At 46.4% G+C, this 16,542-nt stretch carries 15 protein-coding genes; 5 read left to right on the forward strand and 10 right to left on the reverse strand.

The genetic code is table 11. The features are described from left to right. Positions 1 to 3 precede the first annotated feature (3 nt). Entirely contained in the window at positions 4 to 684 is a 681-nt protein-coding gene (locus ASC40_RS09780; protein WP_055439631.1) for a TIGR00153 family protein, read from the reverse strand. Between the two features lie 169 nt (positions 685 to 853). Between ASC40_RS09780 and ASC40_RS09785 the strand changes: the two genes are divergently transcribed. Beyond that, positions 854 to 1,600 (forward strand): TerC family protein, encoded by a 747-nt coding sequence (locus ASC40_RS09785; protein WP_055439632.1) that lies wholly within the window; start codon positions 854 to 856, stop codon positions 1,598 to 1,600. A gap of 41 nt (positions 1,601 to 1,641) precedes the next feature. Here ASC40_RS09785 and ASC40_RS09790 read toward each other — a convergent pair whose 3' ends face one another. From ASC40_RS09790 to ASC40_RS09825, 8 genes are all read right to left on the reverse strand, one after another. Further along, entirely contained in the window at positions 1,642 to 2,439 is a 798-nt protein-coding gene (locus tag ASC40_RS09790; RefSeq protein WP_245622259.1) for a DUF481 domain-containing protein, read from the reverse strand. A 93-nt stretch (positions 2,440 to 2,532) separates the two neighbouring features. After that, positions 2,533 to 3,597, reverse strand: coding sequence for a class II fructose-bisphosphate aldolase (gene fba, locus ASC40_RS09795; protein WP_055439633.1), 1,065 nt, complete (start codon positions 3,595 to 3,597; stop codon positions 2,533 to 2,535). A 37-nt stretch (positions 3,598 to 3,634) separates the two neighbouring features. After that, a complete protein-coding gene (locus ASC40_RS09800) occupies positions 3,635 to 4,819 on the reverse strand; it encodes a phosphoglycerate kinase (protein ID WP_055439634.1) in 1,185 nt (394 codons plus the stop codon). A 19-nt stretch (positions 4,820 to 4,838) separates the two neighbouring features. Further along, positions 4,839 to 5,867, reverse strand: coding sequence for an erythrose-4-phosphate dehydrogenase (gene epd / locus ASC40_RS09805; protein WP_055439635.1), 1,029 nt, complete (start codon positions 5,865 to 5,867; stop codon positions 4,839 to 4,841). Next, positions 5,864 to 7,876 carry a transketolase gene (tkt, locus tag ASC40_RS09810; protein WP_055439636.1) on the reverse strand — a complete coding sequence of 671 codons (2,013 nt, stop codon included), beginning with the start codon at positions 7,874 to 7,876 and terminating at the stop codon, positions 5,864 to 5,866. The genes epd and tkt overlap by 4 nt, the downstream gene beginning before the upstream one ends. 67 nt (positions 7,877 to 7,943) lie before the next feature. Next, positions 7,944 to 9,092 (reverse strand): methionine adenosyltransferase, encoded by a 1,149-nt coding sequence (metK, locus tag ASC40_RS09815; protein WP_055439637.1) that lies wholly within the window; start codon positions 9,090 to 9,092, stop codon positions 7,944 to 7,946. Between the two features lie 135 nt (positions 9,093 to 9,227). Further along, entirely contained in the window at positions 9,228 to 10,283 is a 1,056-nt protein-coding gene (locus tag ASC40_RS09820; RefSeq protein ID WP_055439638.1) for an NAD(P)-dependent alcohol dehydrogenase, read from the reverse strand. 67 nt (positions 10,284 to 10,350) lie between these two features. Then, positions 10,351 to 12,192 (reverse strand): M1 family metallopeptidase, encoded by a 1,842-nt coding sequence (locus ASC40_RS09825; RefSeq protein ID WP_055439639.1) that lies wholly within the window; start codon positions 12,190 to 12,192, stop codon positions 10,351 to 10,353. A gap of 145 nt (positions 12,193 to 12,337) precedes the next feature. On the opposite strand from ASC40_RS09825, the gene ASC40_RS09830 reads away from it, so the two are divergent. Genes ASC40_RS09830 through ruvX form a run of 4 tightly spaced genes read left to right on the forward strand, consistent with a single transcriptional unit; the run spans position 12,338 to position 15,005 of the window. Further along, complete coding sequence (locus ASC40_RS09830; protein ID WP_055439640.1) at positions 12,338 to 13,075, forward strand: 16S rRNA (uracil(1498)-N(3))-methyltransferase; 738 nt, start codon at positions 12,338 to 12,340, stop codon at positions 13,073 to 13,075. A 9-nt stretch (positions 13,076 to 13,084) separates the two neighbouring features. Further along, positions 13,085 to 14,032, forward strand: coding sequence for a glutathione synthase (gshB, locus tag ASC40_RS09835; RefSeq protein ID WP_055439641.1), 948 nt, complete (start codon positions 13,085 to 13,087; stop codon positions 14,030 to 14,032). Next, on the forward strand, positions 14,032 to 14,598 hold the full coding sequence (locus ASC40_RS09840) for a YqgE/AlgH family protein (RefSeq protein ID WP_055439642.1): 567 nt from the start codon (positions 14,032 to 14,034) through the stop codon (positions 14,596 to 14,598). The genes gshB and ASC40_RS09840 overlap by 1 nt, the downstream gene beginning before the upstream one ends. Continuing rightward, positions 14,595 to 15,005 carry a Holliday junction resolvase RuvX gene (gene ruvX / locus ASC40_RS09845; RefSeq protein WP_055439643.1) on the forward strand — a complete coding sequence of 137 codons (411 nt, stop codon included), beginning with the start codon at positions 14,595 to 14,597 and terminating at the stop codon, positions 15,003 to 15,005. The genes ASC40_RS09840 and ruvX overlap by 4 nt, the downstream gene beginning before the upstream one ends. A gap of 44 nt (positions 15,006 to 15,049) precedes the next feature. Here the strand turns inward: ruvX and ASC40_RS09850 are convergent, their stop codons facing one another. Next, complete coding sequence (locus ASC40_RS09850; protein WP_055439644.1) at positions 15,050 to 16,435, reverse strand: PhoH family protein; 1,386 nt, start codon at positions 16,433 to 16,435, stop codon at positions 15,050 to 15,052. Positions 16,436 to 16,542: the final 107 nt, after the last annotated feature.

The raw sequence follows: 16,542 nt of genomic DNA on the forward strand, positions 1-16,542 counted from the left end.
GACTTAGACACGTGCAAGCATGAGCTCGAAACGGGCACCCACGCGCTCGGCTAGGTCAGCAAGATCACCAACCCAATCTAAAATTTGATACAAGAACATCACATCCAGTGGGCTCATGTCATTTTCAAGTGCACGCAATTGACGACGCAGTTTCACCTGCAAGGCATCTGTGTCTTGTTCAATTTCGTCTAATTCTGAAATCATTCGGTCAACGATGTCGCGCTCGCGGCCTTTAAAGCCCACTTCGAGCAAATCGTCAAATTCACCAATGGTTTCCTTGGCTTTATCGGTTGCATCTAAGCAACGCGACAAATAGGCGTCAAAGCCTTCAATCATGGATTTAGGAATTTGCATTTCGCGGCCAGTCATCAAGCCAGAAATGTCTTTAGCTTTGTTGGCTATGCGGTCTTGTTGAGAAACTAACTCTAATAAGTCAGTACGTTCAACCGGCATAAACAAGCCACCAGGTAGGTTCAATCGTATTTCGCGTTTTAAATCGTCAGCTGCTTTTTCTTTTTTGACAATTTCTTTGCGGTGTATTTCTGCTTCACTCCAATCTTCATTGTAAACCGCTTGAAAGAATGGTTTTAGCGTCATTGCGCAATCATGAACCTGATCAATATGTTCGATCATGGGTTTAATTGGAGACTTGGCAAACATACCAAGAAACGAATTTGCAGACATAAAAGTTCGCCTTTGTTGCTGCGGGAATTAACGTAAATTTTTACCTGAATTCAGGTGCGCGAATACTAACGAAGATTTATTTCTCACGCAAAGCCTAAATTACGTATTGTGGTTAAACAATAACCTAATTACTGTATAGCTGTCATGAAAAAATAAAGGATTCTAGCTCATGTTTGAATGGATAATGATGCCCGAGGCGTGGCTCGCCCTACTCACCTTAACTCTGCTTGAAATAGTCTTAGGTATCGACAATATAATTTTTATTTCAATATTGGTTGGTAGACTACCTGAATCGCAGCGCCAAAAAGCTCGCCAAGTTGGTTTGATGCTGGCCATGGGCATGCGGATAGCTTTACTGCTTGCTATTGTTTGGGTCATGGGGTTAACCAAACCACTATTTTCAATTTTTGACTATGCCTTTTCTGGCCGTGATTTAATCTTACTTGCAGGTGGCATGTTCTTATTGGCCAAAAGTACTCTTGAGATTCACCATTCTTTGGAAGGCACCGAAGCGCAAAAAAGCTCTGGTAAAGCCGCTACTTTCGGCGCAATTATCACCCAAATAGCAGTGATAGATATTGTCTTTTCATTAGACTCGGTGATTACTGCAGTGGGCTTAGTTGATCACGTTAGCGTGATGATTATTGCAGTTGTGGTGGCGGTATTGGTTATGCTGTTCGCAGCCAAAGCGATTGGTGATTTTGTTGACGCACACCCAACCATAAAAATGCTGGCGCTTAGTTTCTTAATACTTATTGGCTTTACATTGGTGGGTGAAGGGCTTGGTTTTCATGTGCCAAAAGGCTATGTGTACTTCGCCATGGCATTTAGTTTGGGTGTAGAGTTATTAAACTTGAAGATACGCAAGCAGCGCCAGCCTGTGCAGTTGAAGAAACGTTTAGGCGACGAGCAATAGTCTCGCCGCCTGCACTGCATTCGCGCTTTATTGCTTGAATTTTAGAACGAATATACCAAAGTAACTGCTGTTTCAGTATCAAGCTTCTCTTTGCTCGAATCTTCAAGATACGAGTTGTGATTTCCTGCTACTGAAAACTTTAATGCCAAAGACGAATTCACGTTTGCAGAAATTGATACTTCTGCACGTGTTTTCGTATTATCTTCACCGACTTCAGATGAAGCTAATGCATTAAATTTTGAGTTTTTGCTGATATCCCAAACTAAGTTGCCAGCAACACGAACAATCACACTGCTTTCTTGCTCTTGCGGAATTCCGTTTACAATCGGTTTATTTACCGAGTAACCAGGGCCCACTTCATAATCGGCATATAAGTTTTCGCTGTAACGGTAGCGCGCACCATAACCAACAGCTAAGGTGCCTTGGTATTCGTAACCACTAAACTTGTCTTCTTCATACGAGCCAAAGATAAACAGCGATGAACGGCTATCAGGTTTAAATTTGTAGTTGCTCTGACCCGATACGAAAGTACGGTCACCGGTTAATATAGTATCACCAGTCGCCTGATCTTCTTGTTCCGAGCGGTAATAATCAATAACACCTTTGTGACGCCAGTTCTCGAAGTCACGGGCTAAATTCAATTTAGCCTTGAAGGTTTCCGTTTCAGTGTTACCGGAAGTGAATAATAGCCCTACTTCCGCACTAGCATCCCACTCTTTCTTTTCGGTGGTATCTAGATCACTCGCGTCGTCATACATGAAAATACTTGCTGAGGCAGGTATTACTGCAGAAACCGAAAGAGTTGCCGCTACGGCAATGACTAAATTTTTGAAGCGCACGCGATTCCCCCTAATCCTTTTTCGTTTGTAAACGCCAAAAGACGCCTTATTAGTGTAATTATAACCGATAAGGCGCTATTAACTAACCCCGAATTAATTCACTTTAGCGTCTAATTCGCCCCGTTCGTAGCGCTTAAACATTTCTTCAAGCGATACAGGTTTAATCTTGCTAGCCTGACCGGCACAGCCAAACGCTTCGTAACGCGCTTTACAGATTTCGTACATAGCGTCGGTTGATGCTTTCAAATATTTGCGTGGGTCAAAGTTACTGGTGTTCTGCGCCAAGTGACGACGAATGGCGCCCGTTGACGCTAAACGCAAGTCAGTATCAATGTTTACCTTACGCACACCATGCTTGATGCCCTCGGCAATTTGCTCCACCGGAACACCATAGGTTTCTGGAATTTCGCCGCCAAATTCGTTGATAACTTTCAACCATTCTTGTGGCACCGAAGACGAACCGTGCATAACTAAATGGGTATTCGGAATACGCTTATGAATTTCTTTAATGCGGTCAATTGCCAAGATGTCACCCGTTGGCGGACGCGAGAACTTGTATGCACCGTGCGATGTACCACATGCAATAGCCAAGGCGTCAACATTGGTAGCACGAACAAATTCTGCCGCTTCTTCTGGGTCGGTTAACAACTGATCGTGCGTTAACTTACCTTCTGCACCCACGCCGTCTTCTTCGCCGGCTTCACCGGTTTCAAGTGACCCTAGTACGCCAATTTCGCCTTCCACAGACACGCCGCAAGCATGAGCCATAGCCACCGCTTCACGCGTGACACGTACGTTATAATCATAGTCAGCAGGCGTTTTGCCGTCTTCTTTTAACGAGCCGTCCATCATAACCGAGCTGAAGCCCAATTGAATTGAACGCTGACAAATGGCTGGTGAGGTACCGTGATCTTGGTGCATTACCACCGGAATGTGCGGCCACTCTTCAATGGCAGCCAAAATAAGGTGACGCAAAAAAGGCGCGCCAGCGTAGCTACGTGCGCCAGCTGAAGCCTGCACAATTACTGGGCTATCTGTTGCATCTGCAGCTTCCATAATGGCGCGCATTTGCTCAAGGTTGTTCACATTGAATGCTGGAACACCGTAGTTGTTTTCAGCTGCGTGGTCTAGCAACTGACGTAATGAAATTAATGCCATCTGTAGGTTCTCCTAATATCCTATTGGGTTTGGCTAGTTAGCCATTTAATGCGCGTTCTTCCAGAATCGCGACTGCAGGTAATTTTTTACCTTCTAAAAACTCTAAAAATGCGCCGCCACCGGTTGAGATATAACTGATTTTATCAGCGATACCATACTTATCAATGGCTGCAAGGGTATCACCACCACCAGCGATTGAAAATGCCTTACTATTCGCAATAGCGTTAGCAAGGGCTTTCGTACCCTCGCCAAATTGGTCAAATTCAAATACACCCACCGGGCCATTCCATACAATTGTACCGGCTTGCTCTAAAATTTTAGCAAAGGCTGCGGCGGTATCTGGCCCGATATCAAACACCATATCGTCATTGGCAATGGTGTTCACTGCTTTGGTTTCGGCTACGGCTGATTCGCTAAACTCTTTACCGGTAACCACGTCACTTGGTAGCGGAATATCGCCACCTTTGGCCTGTGCGGCAGCAACCAAACGCTTGGCTTCATCCATTAAATCTTCTTCATACAGCGACTTACCGATGTTGTGGCCAGCAGCTGCAATGAAGGTGTTGGCGATACCACCACCTACAATAAGCTGATCAACAACGCCTGACAGCGACTCTAACACGGTGAGTTTAGTCGAAACTTTCGAACCACCCACAATTGCCACCAACGGGCGCGCTGGGTTCGCCAGAGCCTTTCCTAAGGCATCAAGTTCAGCTGCCAGTAATGGCCCCGCACATGCTACATCGGCATACTTCGCCACACCGTGGGTTGACGCTTGGGCGCGGTGCGCAGTACCAAAGGCGTCCATGACGAACACGTCACACAATGCAGCTAGCTGCTGTGCCAGCGCGTCGTCGTTTTTCTTTTCGCCTTTGTTAAAACGAACGTTCTCGAACACCACCACTTCGTTGCTATTCACCTCAACGCCATTTAAATAATCACGCACTAGACGCACAGGAACGTCTAACGCATCGTTTAAGTAGTCAACAACCGGCTGCAATGACGCTTCGGCATCAAAAGTACCTTCTTCTGGTCGGCCTAAATGCGACATCACCATCACTTTTGCGCCGCCGTCTAATGCTGCTTGAATGGTTGGAATTGCGGCGCGCAAACGCGCATCGGAAGCGACCTTGCCTTGTTTAATCGGCACATTCAGGTCTTCGCGAATTAATACGCGCAAGCCTTCAAGATCTAAATCTGACATTGTAATAACGGATGACATACCTTTGCCTCGTCGCTGATTAATTGTTCTGTGCAAGCATAACTTGCGCAGTGTCTAACATTCGGTTTGCAAATCCCCACTCGTTGTCGCACCAACACAACACCTTAATCAGGCGCTTGTCGGCTACGCGAGTTTGCGTACCATCAACAATACTTGAGCGTGGATCATGGTTGAAATCTATGGATACCAAGGGCTCGTCTACAAACCCAAGAATTTGCGCCTGGTGGCCACGCGCGGCTTCGGCCAATACTTGATTAACCTGCTCAACGGTTACCGGCGTATTAACGGTTACACTTAAGTCCATTGCTGTGACGTTGGTGGTTGGCACTCGCACTTGTATGGCCTCAAAGCGCCCAGCAAATTTCGGTAAAATACGTTCAATACCGCGTGCTAAACGGGTATCTACTGGAATAATTGAACGCCCGGCTGCGCGCGCTAAGCGCGGATCGCTATGATAAGCATCAATTACTTGCTGATCATGCATGGCCGCATGAATGGTAGTAATGGCCCCACTGTCGATGCCAAACGCTTGGTCGAGTACCTGAATAACCGGCACAATGCAGTTGGTGGTGCACGAACCGTTCGATACCCAACGGTGCTGTGCCGACAAGTCGTTGCTATTCACCCCAAAAATTGCAGTAAAGTCCAAATCAGGCGCGCCTGGCTGCGAGAACAATACGCGTGGCACGCCAATATCTTCATATGACTGGCCATGCTCTCGGGTGCCATGCACGCCGGTGCAATCAAGCACCATATCAACATTCAATTGAGCCCACTCAAGGTCGCGAATTTCACTATCTGCAGACACGCGAATAAGGTCATCACAAACGCGCATATGGTGGGCACTTTCAACCGCAACTGGGTATTGAAAACGACCATGGCTGGTATCGTACTTCAGCAAATGGGTCATCGCCTCTACCGGAGCCAGCTCATTAATAGCGACCACTTCAAGGTGTTGACGATAACCTCGCTCATATAGCGCCCGCAGAATGTTCCGGCCTATACGACCAAATCCATTTATAGCGATTCGTGCGGGGGCTTGGCTCATGCGTTTAGCAATTCCTGCGCAATGGCCACGATGTTTTCTTCCGTGAAGCCAAAGTGTTTAAACAGCTCGTTAGCCGGTGCCGACTCACCGAAAGTTGTCATGCCGACAATGCGCCCCTGCAGACCAACATACTTGAACCAGTAATCCGCAATTCCGGCCTCAACAGCTATACGTGTGGTTACAGAGCTTGGCAGTACACTTTCACGGTATTCGGCGTCTTGCTTGTCAAACACATCAGTTGCTGGCATTGACACCACACGCACTTTTGTTCCTTGCTGCTGCAAGGTGTTCGCCGCTTGCACGGCTAATGCCACTTCTGAACCCGTGGCAATTAAAATAAGCTCTGGGGTGCCCGCGCAATCAACCAATACATAGCCGCCACGCTCAATGTCGGCCACTTGTTGAGAAGTACGCTGTTGCTGTGCCAAGTTTTGACGGCTAAAAATTAACGCCGTTGGTCCATCTTGACGTTGCAACGCATATTTCCATGCTACCGCAGATTCAACTTGGTCACACGGGCGCCAAGTGCTCATATTTGGTGTCATACGTAGGCTAGCAATTTGCTCTACCGGCTGATGCGTTGGCCCGTCTTCGCCCAAACCAATAGAGTCATGGGTGTAAACAAAAATGCTACGCTGCTTCATGAGTGCGGCCATACGCACTGCATTACGGGCATACTCCATAAACATTAAGAACGTTGCGCCATAAGGGGCAAAACCACCGTGCAGTGCAATACCGTTCATAATGGCTGACATTCCGAATTCACGAACGCCATAGAAAATATAATTACCGCTGGCATCGTCTTTACTGACACCTTTTGAACCGCTCCACAAGGTTAAGTTCGAGCCAGCCAAGTCCGCCGATCCGCCTAATAACTCTGGCAATAACGGGCCATAAGCGTTTAAGGCATTTTGTGATGCTTTGCGGCTTGCAATATCTGCCGGCTCAGCCTGTAATTTCGCAATGTAGTCGCTGGCTTGCTGCGCAAAGTCAGCTGGCAGCTCACCGTTTAAACGGCGCTTAAGCTCACCCGCAAGCTCTGGGTAAGCGGTTGCATAAGCTTCAAAGCGTTTATTCCAATCTTGTTCAAGCGCATAGCCGCGTTCTTTGGCTGACCAAGCAGCGTAAACATCAGCTGGCACCTCAAATGGCCCATGCTGCCAACCTAATTGCTTGCGTGCAGCTGCAATTTCGTCAGCGCCCAAGGGGGCGCCATGACAGCTTTCAGTGCCTTGCTTGTTTGGTGCGCCGAAGCCAATAATGGTTTTACAAATGATCAAGGTTGGCTTGTCAGTCACCTGACGTGCAGCTTCAATAGCAGCTTTTACGGCGCTAGCATCGTGACCATCAACATCAGCAACAACGTGCCAGTTATAGGCTTCAAAACGCTTCACCGTATCATCGGTAAACCAGCCATCCACTTCGCCATCAATCGAGATGCCGTTGTCGTCATAAAACGCAATTAATTTGCCAAGGCCTAAGGTGCCAGCCAGTGAACAGGCTTCATGCGAAATACCTTCCATTAAGCAACCATCACCTAAAAAAGTGTAGGTGTAATGGTCAACAATATCGTGCTCTGGACGATTAAACTGCGCGGCAAGAACTTTTTCTGCTAACGCCATGCCTACCGCATTGGTAACACCTTGGCCTAACGGCCCGGTGGTGGTTTCAATGCCTGGCGCATAGCCGTATTCAGGGTGACCTGGGGTTTTTGAATGCAACTGACGGAAGTTTTTTAGTTCGTTGATATCTAAATCATAGCCGGTTAAATGCAGCAATGAATAAATCAACATGGAACCGTGACCGTTGGATAATACAAACCGGTCACGGTCAGCCCAATTCGGGTTCGCGGGGTTATGTTTGAGGTAATCGCGCCACAGTACTTCGGCAATATCAGCCATACCCATTGGTGCGCCAGGATGCCCTGAATTAGCCTGTTGTACGGCATCCATGCTCAGTGCGCGGATAGCGTTAGCTAGATATTTTCGCTCAGTTACTGCAGTCGTCATAACAAAACCCCGAATCTATTGCATAAAAGATGCGCGTATTCTCCACAATTCGGGGCCTTGACGCAAATTAGATATCAGCTAAAAGCGCTTCAACCTTGTCAGTTTTCTCCCACGGGAACTCATCGCGGCCAAAATGACCATAAGCGGCTGTTGGCAGATAAATCGGACGCTCTAGGTCAAGCATTTGAATTAAGCCATATGGGCGCAAATCAAAATGCTTACGCACCAAAGCGATTAGTTTTTCTTCGCTGTGCACACTGGTGCCAAAGGTTTCAATACTAATTGACGTTGGCTCTGCCACACCAATGGCATACGACACCTGAATTTCCACACGATCAGCAAGGCCTGCGGCAACCAAGTTTTTCGCGACATAGCGCGCCGCATAAGCTGCGCTGCGGTCAACTTTCGATGGGTCTTTGCCAGAAAACGCACCACCACCATGGCGAGCCATACCACCGTAGGTATCCACAATGATTTTACGCCCAGTTAAACCACAGTCACCCATAGGGCCACCGATTACAAATTTACCGGTTGGGTTAATAAAAATACGCTCTTGGCTTGGTGGGAACCATTCAGTTGGAAGTACCGGCTTGATAATAGTTTCGATAACGGCTTCACGGAGATCTTTCTGACTAATGTCTTGATCATGCTGAGTTGACAGCACCACTGCGTCAATACCAACAGGCTTGCCGTTTTCGTACACAAAAGTCAGTTGTGACTTCGCATCTGGGCGCAACCACGGCAAAGTACCGTTTTTACGCACTTCGGCTTGGCGCTGCACCAAACGATGAGCATAGGTGATAGGCGCTGGCATCAGCACGTCGGTTTCGTTAGATGCATAACCAAACATCAAGCCTTGGTCGCCGGCGCCTTGTTCTTCTGGGCTTGCTCGGTCAACGCCCTGATTAATATCAGGTGACTGCTTACCAATAGCATTTAGCACGGCACACGAATCTGCATCAAAGCCCATGTCTGAATGCACATAGCCAATTTCACGCACCGTATTACGGGTAATTTCTTCAATGTCCACCCACGCGTTGGTGTTGATTTCTCCCCCCACTAAAACCATTCCGGTTTTCACAAAGGTTTCGCACGCCACACGTGCTTTAGGGTCTTGCGTCAAAATGGCGTCAAGTACCGCATCTGAAATTTGGTCGGCGATTTTATCTGGGTGCCCTTCTGAAACTGACTCAGAAGTAAATAAATGCTTTGCCATGCGCTGCAATCTCTTGTTGGTTATTTCGGGCAAACGTTTTGGGCAAACTTTTGCCGGTACAAATTAAGAACTAAAAAGTGGGCGTAGTTTATCGAAACTGAGCCCACTTTTCTACATTTAGACGTCTAAAAGTCTTTATTTCTGTTTTAGGGTTGCCATATCAATCACGAATCGATATTTCACATCGCTTTTAAGCATCCGCTCGTACGCCTCATTGATGTCGTCCATGGCAATCATTTCAATGTCAGAAGTAATGCCATGCTCAGCACAGAAGTCGAGCATTTCCTGAGTTTCAGCAATACCACCAATTAGCGAGCCAGCTAAGCTGCGACGCTTCGCAATCAGGTTATACACTGCTGGTGAAGGGTGTGATTCAGCAGGTACACCAACTAACGTCATAGTGCCATTCAACCGCAGCAAACTTAAGTAAGCGTCGAGGTCATGCGGGGCCGCTACCGTGTTTAAAATAAAGTCGAGACTGTTGCGCCACGCCTTCATTTGCTCTTCGTCTTTCGAAATAACAACATGATCAGCGCCAAGACGTTTCGCATCGTCTACTTTACTTGGCGACGTGGTAAATAACACCACTTCTGCGCCCATTGCTTTAGCTAACTTCACCGCCATATGGCCAAGGCCACCAAGACCTACTACGCCAACTTTATGCCCGTTGGTCACGCCCCAATGACGCAGCGGCGAGTAAGTGGTAATACCGGCACAGAGCAATGGCGCAACGCCTGCTAAGTCAAGCTTGTCCGACACTTTTAGAACAAAGTCTTCAGTAACGGTGATGCGATTTGAGTAGCCACCGAAAGTGACACCACCAGAGTGTTTGTCTTCACCGTTGTAGGTTCCAACAAAACCATTGTCGCAATACTGCTCATATCCGTCTTCACAGTTCGCACAGGTGCGGCACGAATCAACCATGCAACCTACACCCACGGTGTCGCCAACTTTGTACTTACTCACGTTGCTTCCTACGCGAGTCACCTTACCTACAATTTCATGACCTGGCACGCATGGGAAGACGGTACCACCCCACTCATTTCGAGCTTGGTGCAAGTCAGAGTGGCATACCCCGCAATAAAGAATTTCGATTTCAACATCACTTGCCGTTGGGTCACGACGTTCAAATTCAAAATATTGCAGTGGTTTATCTGCTGCTTGGGCGGCATATCCTATCGCTTTTGGCATAACGTACTCCCCTTTCACCTAACTAAAAATGCGTTGTATTCACGCTTAGCAATTCATGTTCTGAGTATTAATGTTCTGGATATAACAAAGCTTCATTGACTGTTTGTGTCAGTGGGTGATACCCAGGTTTTGCTTGTTCGTAAACCTCACGAGCCCACTTCAAATTATCCGCTGTTTTCGCTAACTCGCGATATAATGGGCTCACTAGTTTATTGCGTCCAATAGTTAGCAAGTAGTTACGCAGCCGATCGCGTGCTGGTTCATATTTTTTCACAATAGATAATTTCAACCAGGCATGTGCAATTTCGCTATTCTGAATTTCAGTTAAGCCAAACTCACGATCTAATCGCGCCATATTTTCAGCTGAAATATCTAACGGCAAATTATTGATAAAATGCAGCCACTCATGAGTGGTCCATTGTTTGGTTTGTAATTGAGCACCCTTTAACCAGCGCTGGGTTTGCTGCTCAACTTTTGCAAAGGCGTCGGATGTCGGCTTCGGCGCATCGGCTGGTAAACCAGGCTCGTGCAACCATTCGTTAATTTTGTCCATACTCACAACATTTGGCTTTTGGGCCAGCAGTTCACGTTGCAAGTAAATCTTGAATTGAGCCGTAGAGATACTTTGAAAAGCAAAATCGTCAAAGTATTTACGCAAAAATTTGTCGAATACGTCACGACCAAACTTGTCTTCTAAATAGGCTAAGAACAGCTGCCCTTTTACATATGGCACTTGTGAAAAAACATCATCGGGATGACGCGTTCCTAACTGAATATTAAGCACTGTATCTTTAGGTTCAAGGCGCTCTAAATTATCCAATAGGTCTTGATAACCTAAGGCAAATTCCATTTGCGCTCGCTCTTTACCGAACAAGGCTTCCATAATACGGTTTTCAACATAGCTCGTGAAACCTTCGTTGATCCACAAGTCGCGCCAGCTCGCGTTCGTCACTAAGTTACCAGACCAAGAATGCGCCAATTCATGTGCAATAAGATTAATCAAGCTACGGTCGCCAGAAACCACGGTAGGCGTAATAAATGACAAACGAGGGTTTTCCATGCCACCAAAAGGAAAGCTAGGTGGCAGAATAAGCAGGTCATAACGATCCCAGCGGTAAGGACCATACATAGCTTCGGTTACTTCAATCATGCGCGGAGTATCGGCAAACTCCCACGCTGCATCATCAAGTATGTATTGCTCAGCAAACACCGCAACGTTTTCACTAATTGATTTTATTGCGAGATCACCCGCTGCTATGGCAATTAAATATGGCGGAATAGCTTGCGGCATACTGAACTTATATTCGCCGTCGCGATTATCGCTGAGGCTATTATCAGCGCTCATTACTGCTAACAGGCCCTTCGGAGTTGTCACTGTGGCGTTATAAGTCAAACGTAGGGCTGGCGTGTCTTGAATGGGAATCCAACTGCGCGCGTGAATGGGCTGCGATTGGCTAAACATAAATGGATGTTTTTTACCCGCGGTTTGCTCAGGCGTAAGCCATTGCAAGCCACTTGCGCTAGGCACAGTTTCATAATGAACACGTACTTTTTTAGCAACACTGCCAATATCAATAATCAACTCACTACCTAAACTCGGGTGTACATCTCCTAACGTAAATTTAGTCGGCTGCCATTGCTCATTAACCCAAAGTTCTGTACGTTTTATCGTTAAATGGCTCGTGTCCATATACACTTGCGTGCTGTCATCATGGCGTTGCAGTATGTAGGTTGCATGACCTTGTAATTTTCGGTTGGCAAAGTCGATATCAAGAGTCAACTCAAGGTGGGGCGTTGAAACTTGGTTTAAACGCGCATAACTGTGCACATCTTCTGCTTTGGCTACGCCTGTTGATAGCCAAAGGGCCACCCCGATAACACTGATAAAAAGCTTTCGCAATACGGACATTGATAGGTTCTCCTTGTGAGCTTGCTGTCGCTCATGATCGGACGGATGTTCGACAAAATCAAATGTTTTGCAGATGCCAAATAGACTTTAGCGGTGGTAAGATGCGACATACTCTTGGTGAACAGCATAAGGAAATCCGCTGCAAATGCGAGTTCCACGTATTTATGAAACTGCCGGTCAACCTTGGCAGATCGGGTCAAATATCCATCTTTCTGAAGATGCGACGAATCATGTTGGTCGCGTACTACGTATGACAGCTGGGCAACAGCTCGAATTATTTAATGGCGACGGCAACAATTATGCAGCAACCATTGTCGAAGCAACAAAGCGTTCGGTAACAGTGAAAATTGACCAAGTTGCAACCAACAAGTCAGAAGCACCTTTAGCCATTCATTTGGCACAAGGTATTTCACGTGGTGAGCGGATGGACTTTGTATTGCAAAAGTCGGTTGAGCTTGGCGTTACCGAAATTACTCCGTTATTTACGGAACGTTGTGGGGTTAAGTTAACAGGCGAGCGGTTGTTAAAAAAGCAACAGCAATGGCAAAAAATTGTCATCGCCGCGTGCGAACAAAGTGGTCGCAGCGTAGTACCCCAGGTGCATACGCCGTTGCAATTACAACAGTGGCTTGCTAGCGCGCCAGCAGGACTGAAACTGACTCTTGACCCTTACGCTGCAAAGCCTCTGCGTGATTTAGCGGATAGTCCGCAGCACGTCACATTATTTATCGGCCCCGAAGGCGGCTTAACCGAGGCTGAAGTTCAAGCAGCTGCGACTCAGCAGTTTTTGCCGGTACGTTTGGGCCCACGTATTTTAAGAACTGAAACCGCTGCGCTAACTGCGCTCAGCGTTATTCAATATCAATTTGGCGACCTTGCCTAAGGACATTCGATGAAACTTGCCATGATTATGGACCCGATTGAGTCGGTAAAAACCTATAAAGACACAAGTTTTCGCTTGTTGCTCGAAGCGCAAGAGCGTAATTATGAGCTGTTCTATTTAACCATGAATGACTTGTCTATTGTGGCGAGTGAGCCAATGGCTTACGCACGTTCCCTGCAAGTCGTCGACCAAGCCACTGATTTTTATACATTGGGCGAGCCGACAGAGATGTCGCTTGGCTCATTTGATGTAATTATGATGCGTAAAGACCCGCCATTTGATACTGAGTTTGTCTACGCAACTCATATTTTGGAGCTTGCCGAGCGGCGTGGAGCTTTGGTGGTCAATAAGCCGCAAAGTCTGCGCGACTGTAATGAAAAGCTGTATACCGCCTGGTTCCCTGACCTAACGCCACCGACCCTTGTGACGCGGCGAGCTGAACAAATTAGAGCGTTTCATGCCGAACATCAGGATATTATTTTAAAGCCACTTGACGGTATGGGCGGCGCTTCAATATTCCGTGTTCGCGAAGACGGTACCAACCTTGGGGTTATTATTGAAACTTTAACCGAACATGGCCAGCGCTTCGCGATGGTGCAACGTTACCTGCCTGAAATTAAAGACGGCGATAAACGCATTTTAATTATTGACGGTGAACCGATGCCTTATGCTTTAGCTCGTGTTCCGTCTGCTGGCGAAACTCGTGGTAACCTTGCTGCGGGCGGAAGTGGGCGCCCACAACCTCTAAGCGATAGCGATTGGGAAATAGCACGCCAAGTGGGGCCAGAACTAAAACGACGTGGCTTAACTATTGTCGGGTTAGATGTTATTGGTGACCGTGTTACTGAAATTAATGTTACTAGCCCTACTTGTATGCGCGAAATAGAGGCCGCATATGATATCAACATAGCAGCTAAAGTTTTTGAAGCCGTAGAAAGACAATTGGGTTTGTGTTGATGGAAACATTAAGTAGTCTACAAAATCATTTTCTAATCGCCATGCCAAGCATGGACGACCCTTATTTTGCGCGCACCGTGACCTATATTTGTGAACATAATAACGAAGGCGCAATGGGGTTGATTATTAATCAGCCGGTAGAGCTAAGTGTTGAAGACTTGCTCGAAAAATTAGAAATCGTTATTCCCGACGAAACCCGCGGTTTAGATACCCCAGTGTATTCTGGCGGACCGTTAGCGCGCGACCGGGGCTTTGTCTTGCATTCAAACGATCATACCTGGCGCAGCTCTGTCAAACTAAGTGATGACGTAACAATTACGACATCAAAAGATATTCTTGAGGCTCTTGGCCAAGGTAATAAACCAAACGATTACCTTTTAACTTTAGGTTATGCTGGTTGGGAAGCTGGTCAATTAGAGCGTGAACTTGCTGAAAATAGCTGGTTAACTATTCCTGCCGACAATGACATTCTTTTTCATACACCTAGCAACGAACGCTGGCAAAAAGCAGTGAAAAAGTTAGGTATTCAAACTTGGCAACTTGGCCCAGACGTAGGTCATGCATGAGTCAGATCATCGGGTTTGACTTTGGTACACACAGCATTGGTGTTGCGGTAGGGCAATCATTAACCGGCACGGCGTCACCGCTGCCAGCCTTAAAAGCAAAAGATGGCCAACCCAACTGGGACTTAGTCGCAAAATTATTCGCTGAATGGCAACCTGACACAGTTGTCGTTGGCCTTCCTTTAAATATGGATGGCACTGAGCAACCCCTTACTAATTTAGCCCGCAAATTTGCTAACAGGCTACACGGACGATTTGGCGTGCAGGTCATTTTGCAAGACGAACGTTTAACCACAGTCGCAGCCAAAGAGGACTTGTTTAGTCGCGGCGGCTACAAGCAATTGCAAAAAGGTAAAGTTGATAGTGCCGCCGCCCAACTCATTGTCGAAGATTACTTAAGTCAGAGTTAAGTCAGAATTAAGCCTGAGTTAAGCCTAGCCCCCTAATATACGAGCTATAAATTTTCCTCTGCATATTGCGCCAGCGAACTCCTCACTACACCATTCAAATTAACCGTTGCGCTACCTGGGTAGTCTTTGAAGCGTTCTACAATATAAGTTAAACCTGAAGTTACAGCGGTTAAGTAATAACTATCAATTTGCGCTAAGTTCCCTGAACAAATTATCTTAGTGCCTGTACCACAACGCGTAATAATCGTTTTTAATTGCGAAGCTGTTAGGTTTTGTGACTCATCAAGAATAACAATTGCATTTTGAATACTGCGTCCACGCATAAAGTTTAGCGACTTAAACTGAATGTTCGCTTTGTTCATAATGTAATTTAGGCTCGATTCCATGCTTTCGTCATGTTTGTGAAGCACTTCAAGCGAATCTGTAATTGCGGCTAACCAAGGTGCCATTTTCTCTTCTTCGGTACCAGGTAAGTAACCAATAGACTCTGCTATTTCGGGGGTGTTTCGGGTAACAATAATTTTTTCATATATACCCTGCTCAATAACCAACTCAAGTGCAGCTGCAAGCGCAAGTAGAGTCTTACCGCTACCGGCGGGGCCAGTCAAAATAACTAAATCTATAGCGGGGTCTAGTAGCGCGTTCATTGCCATGGCTTGGTAAATATTCTTGGGCTGAATGCCCCACGCTCGATAGCTCATCATTCGTTCAAAGCCAATATCGTGCAGTCGTACATGGTGTTGATCATAACCCACTACTTTCGCGGCAAAATGCTCGCTATCATCAATTATGTATTGATTTCTAAATACGGTGGGTAATATCTCTCGGGCAATTTCATGATAGGTTTCGCGCCCCTCTTGAGCACTTGTAACATCACCGACATTAGTCCAAAAGTCGCCCTCAATTTCGACAAACCCTTTAGACAAATATTTAATGTCGTCAATAAGTTGATCGGTACGATAATCTTCAACGTGCTTAACTCCGGCACCCTTGGCCTTAAGCCGCATATTAATGTCTTTGGTCACCAGCACCACTTTGGTGTCGCTATATTTCTTCTGAATTTCAAGTGCCGATTGAATAATCCGGTGGTCGTTTTCTGATAGGTTTAGCACGGCATCTTGTTGCTTAAGTTGATAATCGGGGTAAATCGCTAACGTTCCCTGAGCATGATGCGCGCCTTGCATTTTTGCTAATGACACACCGGCAAGAATTTCCTCTGGGGTTGCGTCTTTTAGAGCATCTTCTAACGAACGTATAGCTAATCGAGCTTCTCGGCTAACATCTTTGTGTCGATCTTTTATGTTATCGAGCTCTTCTAAAACGACCATTGGAATAACGACGTTGTGTTCTTCAAAGTTTAGAAATGCGAGGGGTTCGTGCAGTAAGATGTTGGTATCGAGCAAATAATACTTCGGTGTGGTTTCAGTCATGCGGGACCTCAAGCTACGTTGATATTTTATTGATTGTGATAACGCGCTACTAATTAGTAAGACTAGCCCAACTTTTATGAAAATGGTGTGAATATTGAAATATTTTT

This window comes from Pseudidiomarina woesei, from assembly GCF_001418345.1.
GTDB lineage: Bacteria > Pseudomonadota > Gammaproteobacteria > Enterobacterales > Alteromonadaceae > Pseudidiomarina > Pseudidiomarina woesei.

Coding starts and splice junctions, on each gene's coding strand:
- ASC40_RS09800 (WP_055439634.1), bottom strand. CDS start 4,819: ATGTCATCCGTTATTACAATGTCAGATTTAGATCTTGAAGGCTTGCGC.
- ASC40_RS09850 (WP_055439644.1), bottom strand. CDS start 16,435: ATGACTGAAACCACACCGAAGTATTATTTGCTCGATACCAACATCTTA.
- ASC40_RS09785 (WP_055439632.1), top strand. CDS start 854: ATGTTTGAATGGATAATGATGCCCGAGGCGTGGCTCGCCCTACTCACC.
- ASC40_RS09840 (WP_055439642.1), top strand. CDS start 14,032: ATGGAAACATTAAGTAGTCTACAAAATCATTTTCTAATCGCCATGCCA.
- gshB (WP_055439641.1), top strand. CDS start 13,085: ATGAAACTTGCCATGATTATGGACCCGATTGAGTCGGTAAAAACCTAT.
- ASC40_RS09830 (WP_055439640.1), top strand. CDS start 12,338: ATGCGAGTTCCACGTATTTATGAAACTGCCGGTCAACCTTGGCAGATC.
- metK (WP_055439637.1), bottom strand. CDS start 9,092: ATGGCAAAGCATTTATTTACTTCTGAGTCAGTTTCAGAAGGGCACCCA.
- epd (WP_055439635.1), bottom strand. CDS start 5,867: ATGAGCCAAGCCCCCGCACGAATCGCTATAAATGGATTTGGTCGTATA.
- ruvX (WP_055439643.1), top strand. CDS start 14,595: ATGAGTCAGATCATCGGGTTTGACTTTGGTACACACAGCATTGGTGTT.
- fba (WP_055439633.1), bottom strand. CDS start 3,597: ATGGCATTAATTTCATTACGTCAGTTGCTAGACCACGCAGCTGAAAAC.
- tkt (WP_055439636.1), bottom strand. CDS start 7,876: ATGACGACTGCAGTAACTGAGCGAAAATATCTAGCTAACGCTATCCGC.
- ASC40_RS09825 (WP_055439639.1), bottom strand. CDS start 12,192: ATGTCCGTATTGCGAAAGCTTTTTATCAGTGTTATCGGGGTGGCCCTT.
- ASC40_RS09820 (WP_055439638.1), bottom strand. CDS start 10,283: ATGCCAAAAGCGATAGGATATGCCGCCCAAGCAGCAGATAAACCACTG.
- ASC40_RS09780 (WP_055439631.1), bottom strand. CDS start 684: ATGTCTGCAAATTCGTTTCTTGGTATGTTTGCCAAGTCTCCAATTAAA.